This is a genomic window from Streptomyces tritici, from assembly GCF_048500665.1.
Taxonomy (GTDB): domain Bacteria; phylum Actinomycetota; class Actinomycetes; order Streptomycetales; family Streptomycetaceae; genus Streptomyces; species Streptomyces tritici.
Genome location: NZ_CP183183.1, coordinates 28748 through 53354 on the forward strand (window position 1 = coordinate 28748; position 24607 = coordinate 53354).

A 24607-nucleotide genomic window follows, 5' to 3' on the forward strand; every position below is an offset into this window, starting at 1 on the left:
CGGGCTGCCTCGAGTACCGCCTCGGTGACAGAAGGCCAGCGGTCTTCACAAGATGAGGACCGCAACTGTCTCGCCGCCAAAGGGGCGGGCCCACGTTGCCGGACGGTCGGGCTCCGGGGCGTCCAATCTCAGTCACTGTCTGCACGATGCTTCACGCGGGGCGGTCTACGGCCGTCGTGACGGAGGGGCCTGATGGCGTGTCGGTACTCCGATTCCCTGGCGTGAGTCCGTGAGCGACTTGGAAGAATTTTCAGAACCTGAAATCGCTGTTGACCTGCAAGTTAACCGCTGGGCACAGTCGCTGGCTGAAAGTTATTGCACCTGCTTGCGCAAGAAGCTGCCCGCCACAAGGATTCGGGGCATGACGAACCTCATCCAGCGCATGTCGCGTCCGGCCGCGCTCTCTGCCGCGGCCGCGGGGAGCCTTGTGATGACCCTGTTTGCCGGGCCGTCGGCTGCGGCGGGCACTCCGGCTCCGGAGTGTGTGCAGTACTTCCAGAGTTGGCGCTACACCGACGTCTTCAACGGTTGCGGCGAGGCCGTCGCCGTCACGGTCGAGTACACGAACGGTCAGTGGGCACCGTGCCGGGTCATCCAGCCCGGCGAGAGGGCGACGTTCGCCGGTTACGGAACGGATGGCAACTACGTCACTGGGCTGCGCACGTGCGAGCCCGTCGCGACCAGCGGCGCTTCCTGACCCGGGCACGGCGGGTGTGGCGTAGGACTGCGAGCAGGCAGTGGTCCTACGCCACACCCACACCCACGCCCAGACCCGTTCTCCTTTCCGAGGGGCCGTCCGCGACCTCGTCCATACACCTCGACCTTGATCGGTCGCAGTGCCTGAAGTCTCTGTTCTCTTCGGCTTGTTGGCGCGTGTTGCGCGACGCCGACGCCTTTCGGGGATGAGGCGTGCGGGACGGGGTACGCGGAGGTGGTCCGACCCGCAATTGGGAGGAACGAGGAGCAATGGGTCTCGGAGTCTGCATCATTCTGATCGCCGTGGGAGCCATCCTGACGTTCGCGTCCGACTGGCAGCTCGACGGCGTCAACCTCGATCTGGTGGGGCTGATCTTCATGGCCGTGGGCCTCATCGGTACGGCGGTGTACACCAGCATCCTGCGTCGGCGGCGCATGGTCGTGCCTCCGGTCGCGCCCACGCTGACCGAGGACGAGCGTCGCGACGATCTGCGGTGAGGGCCGCGCGGCGGGCTGAACTGGGCATGGAGGGAGTTTCAGGAATGTTGATGGCGCATCCCGTGGTGCTGGGGAATCTGATCGAGCAGTACGAGACGCTGCTGCTGTTGCGCGCCGAGAACGGGAGTCCCGAGGTGCGTCGGCGGTTGGACGACCTCGGGTACTCCCTGTGCATCGCCACCGGGACGCGGGACGTCGACACGGCGCTCGTCGCGGGCCGCTACCGACTCCCTGGTGCGCGGGCCCACGACGACTCGATCCTGCCCCGCCGCGTCTGAGCCGTCACCGCCGGCGATCCGAGGTTTGGAACCCGCCGGGTGGCGCAGGCGCAGGTGCAGGAATGCCTGCGGTGGTGGTGAGGCGGTCATGAGAGTCGTGAAGCGGAGGCGTCGGTGGGGTTTGGTGCGGCGGCGGCGCTGGAGGCTTGCTCGGTGGACGCCCAGTGCGGTGGTGCGGCGGGTGGTTGTGCGCACGGTGGTGTGGGCGTTGCCGGTGATCGTGTGGGGTGGGCGCCTCGTGGCGCGGCGGCTGCTGCGTACCGGAGGGCGTGCCCTGCTGCCGCGCCGGGGCCGGGGCCTTGCTGTGTAGGCCGAGGGCTACGCCTGTTGCTACGAGCAGGGCGCCGGTGATGTCGGCGGGGCCTGCGGTGCCGAGGTCGAGGGCGACGGTGGTGAGCAGGGCACCGACCGGTACGAGGCCGGCGAAGAGGCCCGCGCGGTCGGCGCCGAGGTGGCGCAGCGCGTCGTACCAGAGGAAGAAGGCCGCTGCCGTGACGATGACGCCGAGGTAGGCGAAGGCGGTCGCCTCGGTGGGTGTGGGGAGTTGAAGCGCCGTCGGGCCGTCCAGGGCCAGGGTCGCGATCAGCAGCAGGGGGACGGAGAGTGCGGCCGGGTAGGCGGCGACCCTCAGGGGACCGAGTCTGGGCAGGAGCGGGACGGCGAGCAGGGAGAAGGCCACCTCGCAGGCGAGTGCACCCAGGGAGAGCAGGAGGCCGGTGAGGCTGCCCGAGCCGAGGCCGGCGGCGACGGCTGCGCCGAGTGCCACCACGAGCGCGGCGGCGACCGTATGTGGTGCCGGGCGGCGGCCTTCCATGAGGGGCCCGGCTAGGGCGAGGACGAGGGGGACGGCTCCGACCACGGTGCCGATCATCGCGGGGCCTGCGTGGCGGGTGGCTTCGACGAGGAAGAGGTTGAATCCGGCCAGGCCCGTCGCGGCGAGGGCGACCAGGAGCAGTACGTCGCGTGCCGTCAGGCGGACGCGGGGCGGGCGGCGGTGGCGTACGACCGCGAGCAGGATCGCGGCGGCGAACCCGTAGCGCAGGGCCTGTCCGGCGAGGACCGGGTAGTCGGCGATGGTGGCGGAGACGGCTGTCGAGGTGCCGACGAGCAGCATCGCGGCGGCCGCACCGGCGGGGGCGGTTGCGGCGTTCATGCGGCATGCACCGGCGGTGTCGTGGCGGCGGGTGTCGGGTCGAGGACCTTGCGGGTGATGCGTTCGGCGAGGGCGGCGACCAGGGTGCGCGGGCGGCGGGGTGTGAGGTGCGCGGCCAGGGCGTTGCCGAATCCGGGGACGACGTAGCCGCGGTCGCGGTCCAGTGCGCGCAGCGCGGCGCGTACGACGGGCTCCGGGGTCGTGAAGGAGCCGGTGACGGCCGCGCGGCGGGTGCCGATGGTGTCGAAGAAGGCGGTCTCGACCGGGCCGGGACACACCGTGAGCACGCGGACGCCGCGTCGGCGGTACTCCTCGCGCAGGGCGAGGCCGAAGTTCAGCACGAACGCCTTGGCCGCGCCGTACACCGCGAAGTACGGGGAGGGCTGGAAGCCCGCGGTGGAGGCGACGTTGACCACCGCGCCGCCGCCGCGCCCGAGCATGCCGGGCAGGAGTGCGTGGGTCAGGTCGACGAGTGCGACGACGTTGACCATCAGCTGGTCGTGGTCGCGGGCGCCGGAAATCTCCTCGAAGCGGCCGCAGGTGCCGAAGCCGGCGTTGTTGACCAGCAGGTCCACGCTCAGCCCGCGGGCCGTCAGCTCCTCGGCGACGCGGCGGGCCGCGTCCGGTTCGGCGAGGTCCTGGACCAGTACGTGGGCGCGGACGCCGTGTTCGGCGGTCAGGCGCTCGGCGAGCGCGGCGAGCCGGTCGCCGGAGCGGGCCACCAGGATCACGTTGTGTCCACGGGCGGCGAGCTGCGCGGCGAACTCCGCGCCGAGACCCGACGAGGCTCCGGTGACAAGGGCGGTGCTGGGCATGGAGATCCCCCTTCAGTCCAATCAAAACTGTGCGTTTAAGGTAGCAGTAATTGCTATAGCTGCAACAGTCCTGTTGCAGGTTCTCACCTTGATGCGTCTTCGGTGTACTGTTCCCTTGGATAAGCGGGCTGGTAGGAGGCGTCATGACTGGGACTGCGGGGCGACCGCTGCGGGCGGACGCGGAGCGGAGTGTGCGCGTCATCCTGGAGGCGGCCGAGCGGGTCCTCGCCGAGGAGCCCGGGGCCTCCATGGAGCAGATCGCCGCGGCCGCGGGAGTGGCGCGTACGACGATCCACCGGCGGTTCGCCAACCGGCAGGCTCTGGTCGACGCCCTGGCCTCGTCCGCGGCCCGCCAGCTCGCCGAGGCCGTGGACGACGGCAGACCCGACACCGCGCCGCCGCTGGTGGCGATGCACCGGATCACGGCCAATGTGCTCCAGGTCAAGAGCGCCTGGACGTTCGCGCTGGAGCTGCCGGCGGACCCGGACAGCGAGGCCGCCCGTCTCCACGAGGACATCGACCGCCGCTGCATCGCCGTCCTGAAGCGGGCCCAGGACGAGAAGCTCATCGACGAGGCGGCCGACCTCGACTGGGTGCGCCGGGTCTACTACGCGCTCCTCGGGGAATCGCTGCACGGCGACACGGACGGCGGCGACCCCGACACCCTCGCCGCGCGCATCATCGACACCCTGCTGCACGGCGCGGGGCCCCGCACCTGAGCCGCCGTCAACGGCAGGTCGGCCGACGCGGTTTCTGGGATCATGGATCGGGTGACCACCACTCCCCCGCCACCAGCCGCCCGGCCCGAGGTCCAGGTCGTGTGCGTGGACGCCGTCGGCGCCGATCAACTCGCGGTCATCGTGCGCTGCCTGGCGACCACGCGGCTGGGAACGCGTTTCCGCTGCACCGGTCGGGACGGACGCGCCGTCGACCTGGTCCTGACGGAGATCCGGCGCTACCGCGAAGTGACCGTCGACGAGGTGGATCCGCCTCACGGCGCCCGGCTCCTCCTGAGCGGCGCACGCGCGGGCGACGTTCACGTCGAGCGCGGGGACCTCCTCCGAGGCACCGACCCGGCCATCTGATCAAGTGCCCCTGCGCGGGGGCGGATCGACCTCGCCTGCACCGTGCACGTCCACGGTCAGGTGGAAGGCGCGCCGGCCGAGAGGTGGCTCGGCGATCTGCCGGCGCTGCACGCACGGTTGTCTCCGCAGCGCCTCGTCATCACGGGCAGCGGCAGGACGGACGACGCCGGGACCGGAAAGTCCCTGGCGGCCCTGGCGTTGGTGCTCGACTCGCGCGCGAGAGGCAGCCCGGCCAGGCCGTCGCCCTGCGCACGGCCGCCACCTCGTGGACCGGCGGCGCCCTGGAGGAAGGGACCGCCGCGGCGTTCGTGCCTCTCGCGCTCTTCGGCACGCTCGTCCTCCACTCGCTGTTCTTCCGGTACGTGGTGTTCCTGGTGCTCGCCCGGAACGTGCTGCCCTGGAGATTCGGCCGGTTCCTGGACGTGTGCCACCGGGCCGGCATCCTGCGCACGGCCGGAGCCGCGTACCAGTTCCGGCACCTCGAGCTTCAGGACCACCTCGCCGGCCGGTGGAACCGACCGCCGGTGTGATCGCCGGGGCGTGAGTGCGGGGGCGGCTGCGGTGTCGGCGGGATTCGAACCCGCGGGCAGTTGGGGGCAGGGCCGCCCCGTGACCGCCAGTCGACGTGGGCGGGACCTCGCTCACGTCGATCGCAATGGGCCGCTCTGCCACGGCACCGCAGCCTGCGGGAACGCGCGCATTCCCGATGCCCTCACGGTAGGGGGACGGCTCGGGTCGGTCGAGCGCATTTCTGCCGGTGGGGGCGCATACGGCGTTTGCGGGGCGGTGGGGTGGTGAGGCGAAGGGCGATGGTGTTCGATTCGTCGACTGGGGAGACATGGAGTACATCCTTCGGCTGGCCGTCGTCCTCGGCGTCTGCGCGCTGGTGGCGTTCGCCGTCGTGCGGGCGGCGGAGTATCTGGCGCGGTATGCCGACGCCCGTCATCCCGGGACGCCGCTGTGGGGGCTCTTGCGGCGGTGTCGCAGCCCCTTGTACGTCGTGTTGCTCACTGTGTTGGTGCGGTGGGCCTACCCCGTCGCCGGGTCGTCCGGGCGGCGTTCCGAGGTGCTGGATCATGTGCTGCTGCTGTGCCTGATCGGTGGGGGCGCCTGGCTGATGGTGCGGGTCGCGTCCGCCGTGGTGGAGTCCTCGTACGCCCGTTACGCCGGGAGGTCCCGGGACCCTGCGCGCGTGCGCCGGGTCCGTACACAGGTCACGCTGTTCATGAGGGTCGTGTCGGTGGCCGTCGGGGTGCTCGCGGGCGCGCTCGCGCTCGTGACCTTCCCCAGTTTCCGGACGCTCGGCACGTCCCTGCTCGCCTCGGCCGGGATCATCGGCATCGTGGCCGGCGTCGCCGCGCAGTCGACGCTCGGCAACGTCTTCGCGGGCTTCCAGATAGCGTTCGGCGACATGGTCCGCATCGGCGACACCGTCGTCGTCGACGGAGAGTGGGGCGTGGTGGAGGAGGTGACGCTGACGTTCCTCACCGTGCGGACGTGGGACGAGCGGCGGGTCACCTTGCCCGTTTCCTATTTCACCTCGCGGCCGTTCGAGAACTGGTCGCGCGGCGGCTCGGAGATGACCGGGACCGTCATGGTCCATTGCGATCACTCCACGCCTGTGCCTCTCATGCGGGCCCACTTGCGGGAGTTCCTGGAGACCTGTCCGACGTGGGACCGCCGTGGGTGGGACCTGTCGGTGACGGACACCTCGCCCACCGGCATCACCGTCCGGGCGATCGTGACCGCCAAGGACGCCGACGACCTGTGGACCACCCGCTGCGCCGTGCGCGAGGAACTCGTCGCCTGGCTCGTGCGCGAGCATCCGGGGGCTCTGCCCCGGATCGTCACCGAGCGGGCGGCCCCGTCGCGGCAGGACGTGTGAGGCCGCGCCCGTTCAGGCGGTCACGTCTCTGTGGAACCAGCCGCGGAACGCCTGCGCCTCCGCCTCGGCCTCGGCGGGCCGCCTCTCGGCCCGTTCCAGGGCCTTCTCTGCCGCCGCGCGCCAGGTCGCGGCGCTGGCGCGGGGCGGGGGAAGGAACGGGCCGCGCTCCGGGGCCTCGGCGGCGGCGCCGAAGAAGTCGCCGCCCTTGCGCCGGACGTCGTCGGTTCCCCACGAGCGTCCGGCGCCGTCGCGCGGCACCTTCTGCAGATGCGGAATGTGCTTGGCGCAGTGGATGTACGCCTCCTCGACGGAGACCTCCACCCACACCTGGGCGCGGCGCCCCGGTACGGGGTCGACGGCGAGCCCCGGGTGGGCGCGGCGCATCTCGTCGTCGGGGACGATGCGGGCCCGGCCGTTGACGTGGAGGCCGATGCGGTCCTGGAGGAAGTCCATCATCAGCAGGCCGACGTGCGGGTTCTCCTCGATGTTGCCGAGGCTGGCCTGGACGCCGTTGCCCCGGTACTCGGGGTAGGCGAGGGTCCGGTCGTCCAGGACGTGGAGGAACCCGGGCGGGCCGGCGCGGAACGTATTGTCGCACTCGCCGTGCCGGTCGGCGGTGGCGAGGAAGAACATCTCCTGGCGCGCGGCGAACTGGCGCATCCGGGCGTTGAGCCGGTCGAGCACCTGCTCGGCGTAGAACCTGTCGGCGCGCTCGGCTGTGCCCATGCGCTGCTGGAGGAGGTGTTCGCCGTCGCTTCCCGGGCGCGTGGTGCGCAGCGTGGGCGGTGGCGACGGCGTCGTCGCGTTCCGGTGCCGACCGGCCTGTTCGAATGTGCTCAATTCCTTGCTCCGACCAGTTCCTCGATGGAGTCGTGCCGTATCCGGTGCGAGGGGATGCCGATGCCCACCAGCGTGTCGACGCCGCGGCGGATCATGCCGGGCGGGCCGGACAGGTACGCGTCGTAGGTGTGCCAGGGGCCGTACTCGCACACGGCCTCGGGGAGCCGGCAGCCCAGGGTGCCGCCGGGGCCCTCGTCGACGACCGGGCGGACCGAGAGCCACGGGTGCGACTGCTGCAGGCGCAGCATCGTCTCGATGTCGTACAGGTCGTGGTCGTACCGGGCCCCGTAGAACACCTGGACGGTACGGCGGTGGCCGTGCTGGGCCACGTCCTCGACCAGGGCCTTGATGGGCGCGATGCCGGTGCCGCCGCCGAGGCAGAGCAGCCCGTTGTCGGTGCTGTGGTCCACGGTCATCGAGCCGGCGGGCGGACCGAGGCGGATCACGTGGCCCGGGCGGGCGCGGTGCACGAGGGCGTTGGAGACCCAGCCGGCCGGCACCGCCTTGACGTGGAAGGAGAGCAGGCCGTCGGAGCGCGGCGCGGAGGCGAAGGAGTAGTGCCGCCAGACCCGTGGCCACCAGGGGGTCTCCAGCGCCGCGTACTGTCCGGCGAGGAAGGGGTACGGCTGGTCCGGGCGGACCGTCACGACCGCGATGTCGCGGGTCCGCATCTCGTGGGCGACCACTTCCGCGTCCCACCAGGCCGGTGCGCGCAGCTCGTCCTCCGCCGCCGCGTCGATCATGATCTGGGAGATGGTGGTGTAGGCGGCCACCCAGGCCGCCTCGGTACGTGCGTCCCAACTGCGCGGGGCGTGCTGGGAGAGGGCGCCGATGAGGCACTCGCCGACGGCCGGGTAGTGCTCGGGGCGTGTGCCGTACTTGCGGTGCCCTCGGCCGAGGTGGGTGAGGTACGTGGTCAGTGTCGGCGCGTCGTCGGCGTGGGTCGCGGCGGTGAGCAGCGCCCGGAAGAGGCGGTCGCGCTGGGTGTCCATCGCCACGGGGAAGAGGTCGCGCAGGTCGGGGTGCTTGAGGAAGAGCAGCGCGTAGAAGTACGAGGTGACCTTGTCGGCGATGGGCTCGATCTCGGCCATGGTGCGTCGGAGGAGCGCGGCGTCCGAGGTGTCCTCGGGGGGCGGGGGCGGAGTCGCGGCGGGGGTCGGGGTGGGGGCCGCGACCGGGTGTGGCGTGGGGTGGGGCGCCGGCTGGGCCGCCGGGGGCGGTGTAAGTGCGTGTGCGGGGGCCGGGGCCTGGGCCGGGACTCGGGGGTCCGCTGCCGGGGGCTGGGCCTGGGCCGGGACGCGCGGGTGCGCCGGGGCCTGAGTCGGTGTCGGAGCCTGGGGCTGGGTGGGGGCCGGTTGCTGGGGTGCCGTACGGGTTCTGTCCGCACCGCTGCCCACCGGACGTATCGGCGCCACGGGGCGGCTCGGTACGCGGTCCTCCGCAGCCCGCTCCTCGCCCCCATTGTCCTGCTGGTGACGCTGCGGGCTTCGACCGAACCAGCCCGCGTCCCGACTGGTGCCGCCGGTGCTGTCATCCATCGGTCTGCCTCGCCTAAACATCTTTCGGTCGGTCTTCGTACGCAGGGTCCGGGTGTGCCCGGATTTTCCTCTCCCTATCGGAAATCCCCGGGATTTCCCCCATCCCTTGAAATCCGGCGGCATACACCGCACTTGCGTGCCAGGGCATGCCTCGGCGTTCGAACGGGGACGACCATACCCCGCCGACGTGAATCCATGAACGGGATCTTCGATCCTTACAAAGTGATCGCGTTTCAGCAGGTCAGCGCTGTCTGGAAGTCAGGGGCCCAGACTTCGTCATGAGTTACTGACGAGTTCGAACGATACGGCGAGGGATACGCCATGCGAATATGAGGAATTCACTGACGGAAAACATGCGCGAGGGCTCCAACCCCTCACACGGTGCACGCGACTTCTTCACAGGGGGCCCACGGTGGGACGCACAGCACGGCGGGCTGCGGGATCGCAGTCCTTCACGGACCTGATCCGGCATCCGAGCCGCCTCGTCGAGCAACTCGTCGGGGACGCCCGGCAGCGCGCCGAGGCGGATCTCGTGGCGTGGAACGCCGGGGAGGCGCGGGAGGTCTCGGCGTTCGTGCGTGACGGCCGCCGGTTCCGGCAGGGGTCGCTGATCCTGGATCCTGCCGCGACGTCGCCGGTGGTGTGGCGGCCGTTTCGTGTGCTCGGGGGCGGCTCAGGCGGCGGTGTCGCCCTGGTGGCTCCGTTCCATGTTCATGGGACGGGCCCTGTCACCGGCCCGGGAAGTGGGGCGGTCGCCAGGGGGATGTTCCGTCTCGTGTCCCTGCAAGCGGCTGACCGTGACTGGGAACTGGCCGTCCCCGCCGCGGATGTCACGCTGGTTCGTGCGGCGCTGCGTGCGGGGGATGCCGGCTGACGGTGGCCAGGAGGTAGGCGACCAGGGGGTTCGGGGTCGTTCTTGCGCCAGGCGTGCGGTCGATCGGACCCCTGCATGAAGATCGCGATGGAGATGGACGCGCGGATCGCTGCCCTGTGACGGGGGTCGGATGTCGGTGCCGTCCGCGAGCAGCGTCGCACGCTGTCGCAGACGGCACCCCCTCGTGGCCGGGCCGGGTCGAGCCGTGCCCTGCTCCGTACTGCTTCTACGGTGTCGTGCGACCGGTGGCGGAGCCGAAGCCGAGCCAGGTGTGCCGGTTGCCCCACCAACACCAGCCGACCTTGGGAGCGTTGCGGCGCTCGCGGCCGTCGCGGCCCGTGCCGTTGCTGATCCAGATCGCCGGAGTACGGGCGTCGAACGTGCCGTTCGGCTTGCGCAGCCGGGCGCCGATCGTCATGAAGCAGCGGTTGCGCTCCAGGGCCTCGGGCTGCTGGAGCACCCAGTGGATGCCCTCGGTGAGGATCAGTGGCGTGCGCTCCTCCTTGGTGAGCGCGGGCAGCGCCTCCTCGGGGCTCCAGTTGGCCATGCGGTCGCCGCGGTCGATGCCGGTGACGAGGTAGAGAGGCGCGTCGGGCACCACAGCACTGTCGGTCGGCCTGAAGTCGTCCACGTCCGGCATGTCGACCACGACGAAGCCGGGCTTGCCGTCGCGGTTCAGCAGGGGCGCGAGGGCGGACGCGGGAACGCGGTCGGGGTGGACGGCGAGCAACGTGTCGTTCGCGGCCTCGCCGGCGCGCGCGGCGAAGGCGCGCAGTTCGTCGGCGAGGATTCCGGCCATTTCGTGCACGCCCAGCTCGATCAGACGCTCGGCCTGCGCGGCGAGCGTCGGGAGGGCGTTGGCCGTGGTGGGCGTAGTTGGCGTGGTGGGGCTTTCGGGCACGTGGGTCCTTCGGTTCACGGTCGGCGCGCCGTGGCGCGGGGTCGGGTGGTGATCGGCCGGGCGCCCGCTCGGGCGGGCCATGAAACGATCGGCGGTCTGATGGTCCGGCCGTGCGCCGCTCTGTGTGAAGCGACGCAAGCCCATGGGGAACGCCGGGAGTTGGCGGATCGTTCCCGTGATCGGCGCGCTCGCGCCGACGGGGACGGCTCGCGCCCGGCCGTGACCGGTCGGCCGCGGACCTGCGCGGGCGGCCGGGCGCGCAGCCCTGCGGCCGCGAGCGGAGCCGCTAGGGTGGCGGGCACGCAGGTGATCATGGATCGGGGGATGCGGGCATGACGACGGACAGCGCCAGGGAGCGGTTGCGGGCCGACGACCCGCGCGAGATCGCCGGCTACCGGCTGCTGGGCCGCATCGGCGAGGGCGGCATGGGGACCGTGTACCTCTCGCGCACCCGCGGCGGGCAGCCCGTCGCGCTGAAGGTGATCCGGCGCGAGTACGGGGGCGATCCCGACTTCCGCCGCCGCTTCGAGCAGGAGGTACGGGCGGCCCGACGGGTCGCGGGCTACCACGTCGTCCCGGTGCTCGACCACGACACGACCGGCGAACAGCCCTGGCTGGCCTCCGAGTTCGTCCCCGGCCTGGCCCTGCACGAGGCGCTCGCGGCGTACGGGCCGCTGCCGCTCACCTCCGTCCTGCAGCTCGTCGGCTGTACGGCGCGGGCGCTGGGAGCGATCCACACCGCCGGCGTCGTGCACCGGGACCTCAAGCCCAGCAACATCCTGCTGAGCGACCAGGGCCCGTACGTCATCGACTTCGGCATCGCCCGCGCCGCCGACGCCACACAGCTCACCGCGTCCGGCGGCGTCGTCGGCACCCCGCAGTTCATGTCCCCCGAACACGCGCTGGGCGAGGCCGTGGGGCCGGCCGCGGACGTGTTCTCGCTCGGGCTGATCGCCGCCGTCGCCGCGACCGGCCGGCACCCCTTCGGCGACGGCGGCGCGCTCACCCTCGCCGTGCAGATCGCCAACGCGGCCGTACGACCGCCCCGCCTGGACGCGTACGACGACCGGCTCCGCCCGCTGCTCGAGCGCTGCCTGGCCGCCGACCCGGACGCCCGTGTCGGCACCGACGAGCTGGCGGCGCTGTGCGAGCAGGCCGCCGGCCGGCCGCTGAACGACTTCACCGACTGGCTGCCGCGGCCGTTGTCCGCGCGACTGTCCGCCCGCCGGAGCGCCGTGGACTCCGCCGCACCCGAGCCGACGGTCGCGGACGCGCCGCCGCCTCCCCCGCCGCACAGCCCGACCTTCGCCGGGGCACCGACCGTGGCGCCGTCCGCGCCGGAGGGCTCGTCCGACCCGCACGGCCCGCGGAGCGCCCCGAGCCGCGCCATCGTCGCCGCGACCGCCGTGGCCCTCGTCCTGGCGGGCGTTCTGACCTGGACGGTCACCCGCAGCGACAGCACGCTGGACGACGGCCGGGGGCGGGGCGACGACAGGGAGGCGGCTCAGCCGACCCGGTCCGCGGGTCCGGGCGCGGCGGCTTCGCCTTCCGCCTCGGAATCCGGTTCTGATTCCGGCACCGACGCCGGCTCCGGTTCCGACGGTCCCGACGGTTCCGGCGGTCCCGGTTACGTCGTCGTCTTCCGGGACCGGCCGCTCAGCCTCCGTGCGCCCAGCGGGGTCAACATCATGCGGGTCGACCTCGACATCCCGCAGGTCGTGCAGGACACCTCGGGCCGGGAGATCATGCTCAGCGAGATCTCGGGCGGCAGGTGGGAGTTCTACACGCCGATGGGCAAGAGCGCGGGCAAGACGCCTGAGCAGTGCCTGCAGGGGGCCCGGGCGGACGTCCTGCCCAACGAGATCGAGGCGGAGGAGCTGCGCACCACCATCCCCGTGGGGACGCTCCTGTGCACGGTCACCACGGACGACCGGCTGGCCATGCTGGAGGTCACCGGCATCACCGGCAGCCAGGACGGCCTGCCCGACTACACCACTCGGCTCACCCTCTGGGAGCCGCGGTAGCCGCCGAGGGCCCTTCGTGCCCCTCTTGGGCGCCTTCCGCCTCCGTTCCGTCACCTGTCCATGGATGATGGAAAGCGAGGTCCGGTGGTGCACCGGTCTGCCGCGCCCCGGCCGCACGTCCCGCCCCGAGGAGAGCAGCCATGGGCTTCCCCGACGAGCATCTGATTCCGCTGGTCGACGAAGGACTCGGCAACAGCGCGTACCTCGTCGACCTCGGCGACGGCCGCGCCCTCGCCGTGGACGCGAGCCGCGATCTGCGTGCCCTGCGCGCCGCCGTCGCGCGGCGCGGCCTGACCGTGGCGTACGCGGCCGACACCCATCTGCACGCCGACTTCCTCTCCGGCGCCGTGCAGCTGGGCCACGACCACGGTGCCACGGTGCTGGCCTCGGCCGCCGGCGGGCGCGCCTTCGCCCACCGCGGCCTGGTCGACGGCGACGAGGTGGATCTCGGCGGACTGACCCTGCGGGCGCTGGCCACGCCGGGCCATACGGACGAGCACCTGTCCTTCCTGCTCCTCGACGGCGGCCGGGAGCTGGGGGTGTTCACCGGCGGCTCGCTGCTGGTGCGCTCCGCCGCGCGCACCGACCTCCTCGGCGCCGACCGCACCGAGGAGCTGGCCCGCGCCCAGTTCCGCTCGCTGCACCGGCTCGCCGCGCTGCCCGACGACACCGCGGTATGGCCCACGCACGGCGCCGGTTCGTTCTGTTCCGCCCCGCAGGGGGCGGAGCGCACGACCACGATCGGTGCGGAGAAGCGCGCCAATCCGTTGCTCGCGGCCCCCGACGAGGGCGCCTTCGTACGGCGGCTGGTCGCGGGCCTGGGCACGTATCCCGCCTACTTCGACCGGCTCGCCGAGGCCAACCGGCGCGGCCCCGCCGTCGTCGTCGGCACCCCGCCGCTCCCGGAGCTGACGGCCGGCCGGGTGCGTGCGCTCGTGGCCGAGGGCGGTGTCGTCGTCGACGTACGCCCGGCCGCCGAGTACGCCGCCGGGCACATCCCCGGCTCCGTCTCCATTCCCCTGCGCGGGCAGTTCGCCACCTGGCTGGGGTGGCTCGTGCCCGACACCGTGCCCCTCGCCTTCGTGACGGCCGACGGCCAGAGTGTGAGCGAGCTCGTCTGGCAGGCGTACAAGATCGGTTACGAGCGGCTCGCCGGCCGTCTCGCGGGCGGCATGCCCGCCTGGCTCGCGGACGGCGGTCCGCAGGCCACGACGGCGTTCGTCGCACCCGACCGGGCCGGGGGCCGCGCGTACACCGACGTGCGGCAGGAAGCGGAGTTCGCCGGCGGGCACGTGCCGGGCGCGGTCCACATCGAACTCGGCGACCTCGCCCACCGGGCCGCCGACGCCCCTCGGGGCACGCTCGTGGCCTGCGGCCACGGCGAGCGCGCCATGACCGCCGCCAGCCTCCTCGAACGCGCCGGACACACCGACCTCGCGGTGCTGGCCGGCGGGCCCGCGGACTACGCCGCCGCGCAGGGTACGCGGCTCGTGGAGGGCGCGGAGGACTCGCGCGCGTGAGGGCCGGGGCGTCGACGCCGGGCGGCGCGGGCGGCCGCCCCGTACGCCTCGGCCTGCGCGCGAACCTGGTCCAGTTCGCCCTGCTGGTCGTCGTCAACGTCTGCGTGGGCGGCCTGGTCGGGCTGGAACGCACCACAGTCCCGCTCATCGGCACCGAGACGTTCGGGCTGACCAGCGACCTGGCGGTGTTCTCGTTCATCATCGCCTTCGGCCTCACCAAGGCCCTGACGAATCTCGCCGCCGGCGCGCTGACCGCGCGCTTCCGGCGCAAGCAGCTCCTGGTCGCCGGCTGGATCGTCGGCGTACCGGTCCCCTTCGCCCTCGCGTACGCGCCGTCCTGGGGCTGGATCGTCGCGGCCAACGTGCTGCTCGGGCTCAACCAGGGCCTCACCTGGTCGATGACCGTCAACATGAAGATCGACCTCGTCGGACCCTCGCGCCGGGGACTCGCGACGGGACTGAACGAGGCCGCCGGGTACACCGCCGTCGGCGTCACCGCGCTCCTCACCGGCTACCTCGCCACCGCGTACGGCCTGCGGCCCGTGCCCGAGCTCGTCGGCGTCGTGTTCGTGGCCGCCGGGCTCGCGCTCGCGCTCGTCGTGCGCGACACCGCCGGCCACGTCGCCCTCGAACTCGCCCAGCACGCCGCCGGGCCTCGGGCGGCCCCCGAGGACGGAGGTCTGAAGGCCACCTTCGTGCGTACTTCGTGGCGCGACCGGTCGCTGCGCGGGGCCAGTCAGGCCGGGCTGATCAACAACCTGAACGACGGCCTGACCTGGGGCGTGTTCCCGCTCCTCTTCACCGACCACGGTCTCGGGCTCGCGGCCGTCGGGGTGATCAAGGGCCTGTACCCCGTCCTGTGGGGCATCGGTCAGATTCCCACCGGCCACCTCGCCGACCGCATCGGCCGCAGACCCCTCGTCGTGTACGGGATGCTGCTGCAGGCCCTGGGCTTCGTCCTCGCGCTGGTCCTGCTCGACCGGCCCCTGCTCGCGGGGGTCCTCTCCGCCGTCGCGCTCGGCCTCGGCACGGCCATGGTGTACCCGGCGCTCATCGCCTCGGTCTCCGATCACGCCCACCCGTCGTGGCGGGCCAATGCCCTCGGGACGTACCGGTTCTGGCGCGACATCGGGTACGCCGTGGGCGCCCTCGTCGCCGGTGTCCTCGCGGACGCCCTCGGGCTGAACGCCACCGTCGTCGCGGCCGCCGTGCTCACCGCCGGTTCGGGGCTCCTTGCCGCGCGGTGGATGACGGAGGTCCCGAGGGCGTCCTGAGCGTCCGGTGTGCGGGCCGCCGGCCGGCGGCCGCCGTCACTCGGGGAGGTGGCGGGCGAAGAACGAGCGTACGAGGTCGCGCACGGCCGGCACGGTGACGCGGGGGTCGGCCCGGCCGACCATGGCCTCGCGCCCTTCGGCGGTCATCAGACCCGCCTTGTGGAGCTGGGGCACGACGGCCGCATAGTCGGTGAAGACCCAGTGGTGCGCGTCGTCGAGTCGGCGCCGGGCGACGGGGCCCGCGTGGGCGAGGAGCGCCGCCCAGGACCGGTCGAGACGCGCGTCGCGGAAGCCGTCGGTGCCGGCCAGGAGCAGGGGACGGTCCGTGCCCCGGCGGGCCACCGGGAGCAGTTCGCCGTCCGCCCAGTCGAGGTAGCCCTCCAGGTTGACGGCGGCGGCGATCCGCCGGTCCTCGTGGAGCGCCTGGGCGGCCGCGGTGCCGCCCGCGGAGTGGCCGTAGACGCCGACCCGGTCCAGGCCGAGCGCGTCGAGGACGAAGCGCAGGTCGGCGACCCGGGTGTCGATCATCGTGCGGAAGGTGGCCGCGTCGGGCGGGCCCGCCAGGTCGGTGGGCCGGACGCGGTCGCGGCCCGGCCGCTCGTTCGGGAACTCGACCTCGCTCGCGTCCCCGGGGTGGTCGACCGTGACGACGGTCCAGCCGTGGGAGGCGAGGTCCACGGCGAGGGAGCTGCCCGTCGTACGGGCGTCACCGCCGCCGGGGCTGTACAGCAGCACGGGACGGCGGCCGGGCGGCTGGGCGGGGGCGCCGGTCCGGGCGTGGGTCAGGGTCGCCGCCCAGTCGACTCCGGACTGCGGCAGGTGCGGGTGGATGCGCCAGCAGACGTCGGTGAAGAGTGCGGCGGCGTCGGGGGTGAGCTGCGGGGCACGGCGGTGTCCATGGCCGGGGGCGGCCGGGCGCAGGACGGTGACCATGACTTCGCGTACGCCGATCTCCGGCTGCCACGGGTCGTTGCGGGAGGGGTCGACGAGGTGGAGCGTGCGGGCGCCGACGCGGTGGGGGCCTCGGGGTGCGGGGAGGCGCAGGCGAAGGCCGTCGCGGGGGGTGGCGGAGGCGGGGGCGGCAGAGGTGGGGGTGCCGGCGGGGAGGAGGAGGGCGGCGGCTCCGGCGAGAGCGCCCTTGGCGAGGGAACGGCGTCGGGGGGCTGCGGGGCGCTCGGGTCGTTCGGGTCGTTCGGGTCGTTCGGGTCGTTCGGGTCGTTCGGGTGTGGAGTACGAGGTCATGGACGGCATCTTGGGAGCGCGCGCCGGGCCGGGGCGAAGCTTTCGGCGGGAGCCGAAAGGCTGGCGTGGGGCGGGGCGATGTGCGGGTCGCAGGCCCGCGGGGCAACCGTGCTCCTCGTCGGGCCGCCGCCGCGCCGATCGGCGGCAGCCCGGCTTGAGCGGCGGGGTCAGCGTGCTCGCGCGGCCACGAACTGGCCCACCAAGGTCCCGAAGGGCATGTCCAGGTCGCCGTAGAGATGGGGCGCGACGGGGTGGTCGTTGTCGGCGAGCATCTCGACCATGAGGCTCGCGTAGTCGCTCACGACCACGCCCGCCTGCTGCAGGCGCAGCAGGCCCGTCTCCCGCTTGGTCGCCGAGAAGGTTCCGCAGGCGTCCACGGCCACGTACGCCGTGTACCCGGCGGCGGTGGCGGAGATGGCAGGGAGCGCCGCGCACACCTCCAACGACGTGCCCGCCACGACGAGCCGGTCGCGGCCGAGCGATTCGACGGCGGTGCGAACCCGGTCGTCGTGCCAGGCGTTGACCGTCGACCGGTCGATCACCTCCAGGTCCGCGGGAAGTACGGCCCGGAGTTCCGGTACGAGCGGACCCCACATGCCGTCCGCCGATGTCGTCGTCGCCACCACGGGCACGCCGAGTCGCTGCGCGGCGCGGGCGAGTGCGGTGACGTTGTGCTTCAGTTCGGCGACGCCGATGTCACGGACTCCCGTGAACAGACCGATCTGGTGGTCGACGAGGAGCAGGGCGGCGTTGTCGGCGGTGAGCGGGGTGTGGAAGGGGTTGGTGTTCGTCACGGCGGTTCCTCTGCGCTGGTCGTGGACGGGGAGACGCCCCCTCCGGGCCGGTGGCCGGGGGCTGCGTGAGAACGATGATTGACCGCGCGTCGCGAACTGGAGGAATGTTTCATCCGTGCCTGAATCCTCGCCCCGACCACCGGTGCGCTGCGCCGAGTTCACCTTCACGTCCGCCGATCTCGCGCGGCTGCGGTTCGCCTTCTCCCCCGTGTCGGAGGCCGTGGCGAGCCTGCGTCTGCTCCAGGACCCCGGCCGGCATGCCCTGCACCTTCCGTGGATCCGTGCGGTACGACCCCGGCTGCGCCCACTGGACCTGCGGCTGCTCTTCGCCCTCTGCCCCCTCGGGCCGTACGTCCCGGACTTCCTCACGCCGCCGCCGGTCGGTCCGCTGCCGGACATCGCCGCCGAACTCGACGCCGTGGCGTCGGCGGACGCCGAGGCCACCGCCGGCGAGGTCGCGCGCGTCCCGGCCGCCGACACGGCGCCGGTACGGGAGTTCCTGGCCGATCCCGCCGCCGGGACGGCCCGGGTCGCCGCGCAGCTGCGCCTCTACTGGGACACGGCCCTCGCGCCGTACTGGCCGCAGATCCGGGGCCTGTTGGAGTCCGAGGTGCTGCGCCGCTCGCGCCAACTCGCCCGCGAGGGCGCGGCCGTGATGTTCAACGACCTGCACGAGAACATCTGGTGGGACGACGGCGTACTGCGCGTGCGCACGCTCGCGTGGCGGCGGAGCGGCCCGATGATCGGCGACGGCATCATCCTGGTCCCGAGCGTCTTCCACTGGCCGGACACCCTGGTGATGGCCGAGCCGTACCAGCCGACGCTCATCTATCCGGCGCCGGGGGTCGCGACGGTGTGGCAGCAGGCGGCGGTGCCGACACCGGACGCCTTGGACGCGCTCATCGGACGTACCCGGGCGAAGATCCTCGTCTCGCTGACCGAACCGGTGACGACGGTCATCCTGGCCCGCCGACTGGGCATGGCCCCGGGCGCGGTCAGTCAGCATCTGAAGGTCCTGCACGCCGCCGGCCTGCTGGACCGGCACCGCAACGGCCGCGAGGTCTTCTACAGCGGCTCGCCGCTGGGGCTTGCGCTGTGTACGCGCGCGGTGGGATGAGGCGTCGACGGTCGGTCCTTGCGGTGGGGACCGGGACGCCGGTCCCGCCGCCGCGAAATGTCGATGGTCGCCAGTAGCGGGGGCCGGTAGGGTGCGGGGCATGTCGAGTCCTGAGTCGGACACGGTGGGGGCTTTCGGTCACGCCGTCAGCCCCCTGAACCACTGAGTCCGTAGCCCTGCTTCTGCCGTCGCGCGCCGCGTTCTGCGGCCGGGCGAGCGGGCCGCCTTGGGCTGGCCGCGGTGACGAGATGACCGTCTCGTACTTCTCTCACCTCGGAGCCACTCGATGCCTCTTCCGCTGTATCTGCTTGCCGTGGCGGTCTTCGCCATGGGCACCTCGGAGTTCATGCTCGCCGGCCTCCTGCCGGACATCGCCTCGGATCTCGACGTCACGGTCGGGACGGCAGGCGCTCTCACCTCGGCCTTCGCGGTGGGCATGGTCATGGGCGCTCCCCTTGTGGCCGCGCTCGCCCGCACGTGGCCGAGGCGCGCCACGCTTCTCGCCTTCGTCCTCGCCTTCGCGGCGGCGCATGCCGTGGGGGCCGTCACCACGAGCTTCGCGGTGCTGTTCGCGACCCGCGTGGTCGCCGCGCTCGCGAACGCGGGGTTTCTCGCGGTCGCCCTGACGGCTGCGACCGCGCTGGTTCCCCCGGAGCGGAAAGGGCGTGCGCTGGCGGTGCTGCTGTCGGGGACGACGGTGGCCACGATCGCCGGCGTCCCCGGTGGGTCGGTACTCGGCACGGTGCTCGGCTGGCGGGCCACGTTCTGGGCCGTCGCGGTTCTCTGCCTGCCTGCGGCTCTCGGCATCCTGAGGGCGATCCCGGCGGGCGTGGCGTCGAGTGGGGCGACGGGTGGGCCGGTTCTGCGCGCGGAGCTCGCTCAGCTGACCAGGCCGCCGCTGATCCTGGTGATGCTGCTCGGCGCTCTGGTGAACGCGGCCACGTTCGGCAGCTTCACCTTCCTCGCTCCGGTCGTGACCGGCACCGCCGGGCTCGGCGGCCTGTGGATCCCGGTCGCGCTGGTGCTCTTCGGCGCCGGTTCCTTCGCGGGGGTCACCGTTGCGGGCCGGCTGTCCGACCGGCGTCCGGGACTGGTCCTGGCGGTCGGCGGCCCGTTGCTGCTCGTCGGCTGGCCCGCGACGGCGGTGCTGGCGGACGATCCGTCCGCCCTGCTCGCCCTCGTGTTCGTGCAGGGCGCCCTGTCGTTCGCGCTGGGCAGCACGCTGATCGCACGCGTCCTCCACGAAGCCGCGGGAGCCCCGACCATGGCGGGTTCGTACGCCACCGCAGCCCTCAACATCGGCGCGACCGCCGGCCCCCTCATCGCCGCGACCACCCTGGACACAACGGCCGGCGACCTCGGGCCCCTGTGGGCCAGCGGCTTCCTGGTCGCGACCACCTTGCTCCTCGCGTTCCCCTTCCGCGCCACGCTCGCGGGCGGCCGTCGGGCAGAGGTACTTCAATGACGCACACGAACGCCCCGTGAACGTGGAGCGCCGGCCATCCGGACGCACTCCATGGACTGTTGCCATCCGCTGGACCGCTGCAGGCGCGGCGGCCCGGCTGTCAGTGGGGGGAGCTAGCTTCGCAGGTATGCCGATGCATTCGAACCCTCTGACTCTGCTGTCGACGGGTCCCACCGGAAGCGCCTTGGGGCTCGACCTGCCACCGGGCTCGCTCGTGGCCGAAACCTACTCCGGCCCCTGGGCCGAGCCTCTGCTCTGGGTGGCCGATGACACCGCCACGCCTGCGGCTTGGGCCCGGTACGCGGCCGCATCGGCCGGGACGGGGCTTCGGCCTGTGTTGCTCGAGCCTGATACGCACGTGGCGGAGTGGTGGCGCGGTGCACTGGACCCTGCCTTGACGTCGCGGCCGGCTGATCACGACGCTGAAGCCGTCCTCAAGGGGCTCTGGGACGATGCGGCTTTGGACCACGAGGACGAAGAGGATGACGACGGTGACGAGGGTGGGGGCGGGATACTGGCTCCCTATACCGGTAGTTGGCCGGGGATTGCACCGTCGCGCCCCGTTTCCGCTGACGCGGACGCCGTGGCTGCGGAGGTGGTCGGCGAGCTCTCGGAGCATCGGTTCAGTGGCCCCCGGCTCGCGCTCGTCCCCGTGGCGCGCTCTGCGGATCTTCCGGCGGCGATCGGCTGGGCAGGCCCCCTGAATCACGAGAACGACACCGCCCGTCTCTGTGCCGTACTCCGATCCTGGGAGGATCGCTTCGGTGTACGGGTGGTCGCCCTCTCCCTCGACCGGCTCGACCTGTCCGTGGCGGCACCGCCCCGCACCGTGGAGGAGGCTCTCGCCGTCGCTGCGGAGCATTTCGCGTTCTGTCCCGACAACGTATGGCAGGGGTACGAGACGCTGCTCACCTACGCGGAGGAGGCTCTCGTGGGCAATCACCACTGGACCTTCTGGTGGGACTGAGCGGCGAGCCCGAGGGGGTGCCGGTCCGGCGGGGGCTGAGGATCTGCGTGAGGTGCGCCCGCAGATCGGGGCCGAAGCCGTAGCCCTGTGCCTCGCTCTCGGCGTAGGACGCCGCCTGTTCCGAGGTGGGCTGCCACGCGTCGGGGTCGAACCCGAGGGTCACGGTGCCTCCGGGTATCAGGGCGAACTCCGTGCCGTGGCGCTCGATGGCGACCCGGTGCAGCACGGCGCCGCGGTGCTCCGTCGGTGCGACGGACGTGACGCGCCCGTGCACGCGCTCGGCCGCCAACTCCGCGACGCGGCGTGCGCCGGACAGGTCGTAGGAGAGCCACTGGTCGAGGGTGAGGCGAGCGAGAGACATGCGGGGAGTGTTCCAGGCGGGTCCGACAGCGAGGGCCCCCGCGCACAGGGGCGGACGCGCGCAGGGTCGGACGTGGGCGGCGGCCTGGGCTCCTGTCAGAGGCGTCCGCTTGCATGGGCCCATGACCGTTGCCGACGTCGCTCGCCGACTGCCCCGCATCGCAGCCCTCCGGGACCTGTGCCGCGCGCTCGCCATGCTCGACGCGATCCTCAGCCCGGAGTGGGAGAGCCGGTACCACTCGTTCGACGCCGCGTGGGGCGAGGGCGAGGAGCTGGCGTCGATGCGGAACGGGTCGGGGGACGAGTACGCCATCCTGTTCTCGGCGCACGGGGCCTGCATACGCGGGCTCGACCACGAAGCGCCGATGAGTCCGTACGCCAATGACGGCGAGCCCTGGCCGGGGGTCGTCGACGCCGTGCCCGAGGTGTTCCGGCACTTCGTCGAGGAACCTGCGTTCACCGACGAGGAGGGGGTGCCCGTCGTGACCGCCTTCCTGTGGCGCGGATCGGGCGACGAGCGGTGGCAGCACGGCGAGGTCGCGTTCCCCTCCGGGTACGACGACCCCGACGGGGCGGGCCATCTGTTCCGGCTCCTGGTCGACCCTTCGCCCGTGGCGTTCCAGCGCTTCGCCGAGGACTACTACGAGGTTCCGGTCGATCTGGCGCGCGTGAGCGAGGTGTACGCGCTCCGGCCGCTGGACCAGGAGCTCGTGTCCGCCTTGAACGCCGACATCACCGTCGCGGAACTGGAGCGCGACATCCGCGAGATCGGTTACCCGCGGCTTCGTTGAGGGGCCGCCGTCTCGCCGGCGTGCCGGCACCGGCGCCGCCGTGGCCTGAGGCGGCCGGGCCCGGGTGGACGGGAAAGGCCACCCGGGCCCGGCCTCTGGGTAACCGGCATGGCGAGGGAGCCATGCCGGTCGCCGCGGGCGGTCGGCGTCGAGGACGCTACGCAATGGCGGTTGTCGACACCGACCGCAGCTGTGACGGTCCCCCTGCCGTCCTCCGCGTGGGCAGCGGGGGCGGACACCGGCGCGCCGCCCCTCGGGATGCGAGGGGCGGGAGGTGAGAGGTTTCCGTGCCCGGAAGTCTTCCGCCCGCCCTGCCGTCTTTCCAGGGAGTGAAGTTGCAGATAATTGCCGAGCGGCCGTCCCGTAGGACCCGCTCCCCCGCCCAGCCCGACCGATAGGTGTGCCCGTGCGACTCGCCGCCAGTGACCGACACTCACTGAAGCAGCTCCTCCAAGAGCGCCGGGCGGCGATCGACCCCCAGTCCGCCGGCCTCCCGAGGCGGGTGCCCGGTCCGGGGCGGCGTGCCGCGGGGCTGAGCCAGGAGCAGATGGACGAGCTGCTGGACCGCGCGCCGGGCACGTACAACCGGTTCGAGAACGGCAAGTTGGCCAACCCGGGCAACGCGCTGCTCACCGACGTGGCCCGGGTGCTGCGCCTGACCGAGCAGGAATGGGCGGTCCTGTGGCGACTCGCCCGTAAGGAGAGTCCCCCGCACGCCCTGCACCGGGACTCCGGGATGTCGGTCCCCGGTGTCTGGCAGCGGGTGGTCGACCAGGTCACCGGCGCCATGGCGTACATCAACGACGCCGAGTGGAACGTGCTCGCGCACAACGAGGAGTACCGCCGGCTGTTCCCCCGCAGCGAGCCGCCGGGCAACACGATGCGCTGGATGCTCCTCGACCCCGAGGCCCGTACGGAGGTCCTGATCGACTGGGGGACCCGCTGGGCCCCGGTCGTGATGCCGCAGCTGCGGCACGCCGTGAAGCTACGGCCCCACAACGCGGCCCTGGCCCGTCTCGAGGCCGACGTCCTGGACGATCCCGTCGCCGGCCCGCTCTACCGCGAGGCCTCGACGGCCCCGATCCCGTACCCCGACGGTTCGGAACGGCCCGTCCGTCACGCCGTCCACGGCCCCGGGTGGGTCACCACGTGCGTCGCCGAGCCCGTCACGTCTCCCGGTGCCCGCGTCATGCTCCTGCTGTTCACGCCCGGCGCCTCGCTCGCCGAACGCCACCCCGTCCTCACGGCGCCCCTGACGTCCTGACGGAACCCGCGCTCCGGAGCCGCGGCCCGCTGCTGCCGTGGCCCCCGTGCCACCCCGACCTGATCACCACCCCGCCTCTTCGAGGAGTCTCCCGTGGCTCACATCGCCCGTCCCGCCATAGCCCTGCCCCCGAACGCCGTCTCCACCGACGAGCTGTGCGACGACATACGCCGCGCCCATCCCGACCTGCCCCGCATCGAGGCGCACCTGCGGATCGCACGCGCGACCAGGGTCAAGACCCGGTACTTCACCCGGCCGTTGTCCTCGCCCACCGTCTCCGGATCCGCCCCGGTCGCGGAGCGCAACCGGGCCGCCTACGACGACTCCCTCCGGCTCGCCGTCGACGCGGGCCGCGACGCCCTCGCGAACGCCGGCATCGAGCCCGCCGACGTGGACTGCGTCATCACCAGCCACACCACCTCCTGGGCCGTGCCCTCGCTCGACATCTCCCTCCTCAACGCGCTGGGCCTGAGGCCCGACGTGCGCCGGATCCCGATGGCCACCCTCGGCTGCGCGGGCGGCGCCCAGGCGATCGTGCACGCGCAGGCCGACATCGCCGCTCACCCGGGCTCGAACGTGCTGATCGTGGTCGCCGAATGCCTGTCGACCGCGACGTACAACCACGCCGACACCTCGCGCGAGTCGATGATCTACAAGGCGCTGTTCGGCGACGGGTCGGGCGCGGTGGTCGTGGCCGACGCCCCCCGGTGGGACGGCCCCGGAGTCGAGATCCAGGACACCTTCGCGTACGCGCTCCCGCAGAGCGTCGACCGGTACCGGGGCCGGCTCTCGGCGGCCGGGCTGCACTTCGACTCCACCGAGGCCGCCACCCGAGCCCTGTCGGACTGCTTTCCCGAGATCCACAACTGGCTGGCCGGCCGCCCGGTCGACTTCGCGGTCGTCCACCCCGGCGGGCCGCGCATCATCAGCGACGCCGCCACGGGCCTCGGGCTGGACCCTGACCCGGTCACGGGCGACCTCGCGCACTCCTGGGCCAGCCTCGCCGAGTGCGGCAATCTGGGCGGTTCGGCGGTCCTCGACGTGCTGGCCCGCACCTTCGACAGCCCGCCCGCCCACGACAGTGAGGGGCTGCTCATCGGGTTCGGTCCCGGCTTCATCCTGGCCGCGGCGCACGGCCGGTGGAACGACCCCAGGTCCTGAGCGCGACGCCGGACGGCCGCGGTCGGCCGTACCCTGGTCGCCCATCCTCTGCCGTTCCGGCCTGT

The 24607-nt window shown here is 72.7% G+C and carries 24 protein-coding genes and 1 pseudogene; 17 read left to right on the top strand and 8 right to left on the bottom strand.

Annotation, left to right across the window (positions count from 1 at the left end):
* The first annotated feature begins 361 nt into the window (after window positions 1–361).
* The 3 genes from ACNJ93_RS00165 (at window position 362) to ACNJ93_RS00175 (ending at window position 1472) form a co-directional block, all read left to right on the top strand.
* Complete coding sequence (locus tag ACNJ93_RS00165; protein ID WP_418955214.1) at window positions 362–697, top strand: alpha-amylase; 336 nt, start codon at window positions 362–364, stop codon at window positions 695–697.
* A gap of 269 nt (window positions 698–966) precedes the next feature.
* Complete coding sequence (locus tag ACNJ93_RS00170; RefSeq protein WP_418955215.1) at window positions 967–1194, top strand: DUF6458 family protein; 228 nt, start codon at window positions 967–969, stop codon at window positions 1192–1194.
* 44 nt (window positions 1195–1238) lie between these two features.
* A complete protein-coding gene (locus tag ACNJ93_RS00175) occupies window positions 1239–1472 on the top strand; it encodes a DUF5133 domain-containing protein (RefSeq protein WP_418955216.1) in 234 nt (77 codons plus the stop codon).
* Window positions 1473–1476: 4 nt separating this feature from the next.
* Here the strand turns inward: ACNJ93_RS00175 and ACNJ93_RS00180 are convergent, their stop codons facing one another.
* Together ACNJ93_RS00180 and ACNJ93_RS00185 are read right to left on the bottom strand one after the other, a co-directional pair.
* A complete protein-coding gene (locus ACNJ93_RS00180) occupies window positions 1477–2625 on the bottom strand; it encodes a DMT family transporter (protein WP_418955217.1) in 1149 nt (382 codons plus the stop codon).
* Window positions 2622–3440 (bottom strand): SDR family NAD(P)-dependent oxidoreductase, encoded by an 819-nt coding sequence (locus ACNJ93_RS00185; protein WP_418955218.1) that lies wholly within the window; start codon window positions 3438–3440, stop codon window positions 2622–2624. Before ACNJ93_RS00185 ends, ACNJ93_RS00180 begins: the two co-directional genes overlap by 4 nt.
* A gap of 143 nt (window positions 3441–3583) precedes the next feature.
* Between ACNJ93_RS00185 and ACNJ93_RS00190 the strand changes: the two genes are divergently transcribed.
* From ACNJ93_RS00190 to ACNJ93_RS00205, 4 genes are all read left to right on the top strand, one after another.
* A complete protein-coding gene (locus tag ACNJ93_RS00190) occupies window positions 3584–4159 on the top strand; it encodes a TetR/AcrR family transcriptional regulator (RefSeq protein WP_418955219.1) in 576 nt (191 codons plus the stop codon).
* A gap of 51 nt (window positions 4160–4210) precedes the next feature.
* Window positions 4211–4525 (top strand): hypothetical protein, encoded by a 315-nt coding sequence (locus ACNJ93_RS00195; protein WP_418955220.1) that lies wholly within the window; start codon window positions 4211–4213, stop codon window positions 4523–4525.
* A gap of 308 nt (window positions 4526–4833) precedes the next feature.
* Complete coding sequence (locus ACNJ93_RS00200; RefSeq protein WP_418955221.1) at window positions 4834–5055, top strand: hypothetical protein; 222 nt, start codon at window positions 4834–4836, stop codon at window positions 5053–5055.
* Window positions 5056–5363: 308 nt separating this feature from the next.
* Complete coding sequence (locus ACNJ93_RS00205) at window positions 5364–6410, top strand: mechanosensitive ion channel family protein (RefSeq protein ID WP_418955222.1); 1047 nt, start codon at window positions 5364–5366, stop codon at window positions 6408–6410.
* Window positions 6411–6422: 12 nt separating this feature from the next.
* Here ACNJ93_RS00205 and ACNJ93_RS00210 read toward each other — a convergent pair whose 3' ends face one another.
* Both ACNJ93_RS00210 and ACNJ93_RS00215 read right to left on the bottom strand, forming a co-directional pair.
* A complete protein-coding gene (locus tag ACNJ93_RS00210) occupies window positions 6423–7136 on the bottom strand; it encodes a pyridoxamine 5'-phosphate oxidase family protein (RefSeq protein ID WP_418961268.1) in 714 nt (237 codons plus the stop codon).
* Window positions 7137–7246: 110 nt separating this feature from the next.
* The gene (locus ACNJ93_RS00215; protein WP_418955223.1) at window positions 7247–8809 is read right to left on the bottom strand and encodes a globin domain-containing protein; all 1563 of its coding nucleotides are present in this window, start codon (window positions 8807–8809) and stop codon (window positions 7247–7249) included.
* Window positions 8810–9200: 391 nt separating this feature from the next.
* Between ACNJ93_RS00215 and ACNJ93_RS00220 the strand changes: the two genes are divergently transcribed.
* Window positions 9201–9662: a hypothetical protein gene (locus ACNJ93_RS00220; RefSeq protein WP_418955224.1), complete on the top strand. Its 462-nt coding sequence runs from the start codon at window positions 9201–9203 to the stop codon at window positions 9660–9662.
* A 226-nt stretch (window positions 9663–9888) separates the two neighbouring features.
* Here the strand turns inward: ACNJ93_RS00220 and ACNJ93_RS00225 are convergent, their stop codons facing one another.
* Window positions 9889–10563, bottom strand: coding sequence for a DUF5701 family protein (locus tag ACNJ93_RS00225; protein ID WP_418955225.1), 675 nt, complete (start codon window positions 10561–10563; stop codon window positions 9889–9891).
* Window positions 10564–10895: 332 nt separating this feature from the next.
* Here ACNJ93_RS00225 and ACNJ93_RS00230 point away from each other — a divergent pair, with 332 nt between their 5' ends.
* The 3 genes from ACNJ93_RS00230 to ACNJ93_RS00240 all read left to right on the top strand — a co-directional run bounded on the left by ACNJ93_RS00230 (window position 10896) and on the right by ACNJ93_RS00240 (window position 15381).
* A complete protein-coding gene (locus tag ACNJ93_RS00230) occupies window positions 10896–12587 on the top strand; it encodes a protein kinase domain-containing protein (RefSeq protein ID WP_418955226.1) in 1692 nt (563 codons plus the stop codon).
* A 140-nt stretch (window positions 12588–12727) separates the two neighbouring features.
* Window positions 12728–14107, top strand: coding sequence for an MBL fold metallo-hydrolase (locus ACNJ93_RS00235; protein WP_418955227.1), 1380 nt, complete (start codon window positions 12728–12730; stop codon window positions 14105–14107).
* Window positions 14104–15381, top strand: a complete 1278-nt coding sequence (locus tag ACNJ93_RS00240) for an MFS transporter (protein ID WP_418955228.1) — start codon at window positions 14104–14106, stop codon at window positions 15379–15381. Before ACNJ93_RS00235 ends, ACNJ93_RS00240 begins: the two co-directional genes overlap by 4 nt.
* A gap of 36 nt (window positions 15382–15417) precedes the next feature.
* On the opposite strand, the gene ACNJ93_RS00245 is transcribed toward ACNJ93_RS00240, so the two are convergent.
* Together ACNJ93_RS00245 and ACNJ93_RS00250 are read right to left on the bottom strand one after the other, a co-directional pair.
* Window positions 15418–16623 (bottom strand): alpha/beta hydrolase family protein, encoded by a 1206-nt coding sequence (locus tag ACNJ93_RS00245; protein WP_418955229.1) that lies wholly within the window; start codon window positions 16621–16623, stop codon window positions 15418–15420.
* A gap of 167 nt (window positions 16624–16790) precedes the next feature.
* Entirely contained in the window at window positions 16791–17417 is a 627-nt protein-coding gene (locus ACNJ93_RS00250) for an isochorismatase family protein (protein WP_418955230.1), read from the bottom strand.
* 115 nt (window positions 17418–17532) lie between these two features.
* Here ACNJ93_RS00250 and ACNJ93_RS00255 point away from each other — a divergent pair, with 115 nt between their 5' ends.
* From ACNJ93_RS00255 to ACNJ93_RS00265, 3 genes are all read left to right on the top strand, one after another.
* On the top strand, window positions 17533–18534 hold the full coding sequence (locus ACNJ93_RS00255; protein WP_418955231.1) for a DUF5937 family protein: 1002 nt from the start codon (window positions 17533–17535) through the stop codon (window positions 18532–18534).
* Window positions 18535–18820: 286 nt separating this feature from the next.
* Window positions 18821–19999, top strand: coding sequence for a Cmx/CmrA family chloramphenicol efflux MFS transporter (locus ACNJ93_RS00260; RefSeq protein WP_418955232.1), 1179 nt, complete (start codon window positions 18821–18823; stop codon window positions 19997–19999).
* Between the two features lie 127 nt (window positions 20000–20126).
* Entirely contained in the window at window positions 20127–20966 is an 840-nt protein-coding gene (locus ACNJ93_RS00265) for a DUF4253 domain-containing protein (RefSeq protein WP_418955233.1), read from the top strand.
* Between the two features lie 22 nt (window positions 20967–20988).
* On the opposite strand, the pseudogene ACNJ93_RS00270 reads toward ACNJ93_RS00265, so the two are convergent.
* Window positions 20989–21327: pseudogene (locus ACNJ93_RS00270) on the bottom strand (hypothetical protein); the annotation flags it as partial.
* 121 nt (window positions 21328–21448) lie between these two features.
* Between ACNJ93_RS00270 and ACNJ93_RS00275 the strand changes: the two are divergent.
* From ACNJ93_RS00275 to ACNJ93_RS00285, 3 genes are all read left to right on the top strand, one after another.
* Window positions 21449–22117: a hypothetical protein gene (locus ACNJ93_RS00275; protein ID WP_418955234.1), complete on the top strand. Its 669-nt coding sequence runs from the start codon at window positions 21449–21451 to the stop codon at window positions 22115–22117.
* A gap of 406 nt (window positions 22118–22523) precedes the next feature.
* Window positions 22524–23381, top strand: coding sequence for a helix-turn-helix domain-containing protein (locus ACNJ93_RS00280; protein ID WP_418955235.1), 858 nt, complete (start codon window positions 22524–22526; stop codon window positions 23379–23381).
* Window positions 23382–23474: 93 nt separating this feature from the next.
* On the top strand, window positions 23475–24542 hold the full coding sequence (locus ACNJ93_RS00285; protein ID WP_418955236.1) for a type III polyketide synthase: 1068 nt from the start codon (window positions 23475–23477) through the stop codon (window positions 24540–24542).
* The last annotated feature ends 65 nt before the right edge of the window (window positions 24543–24607 follow it).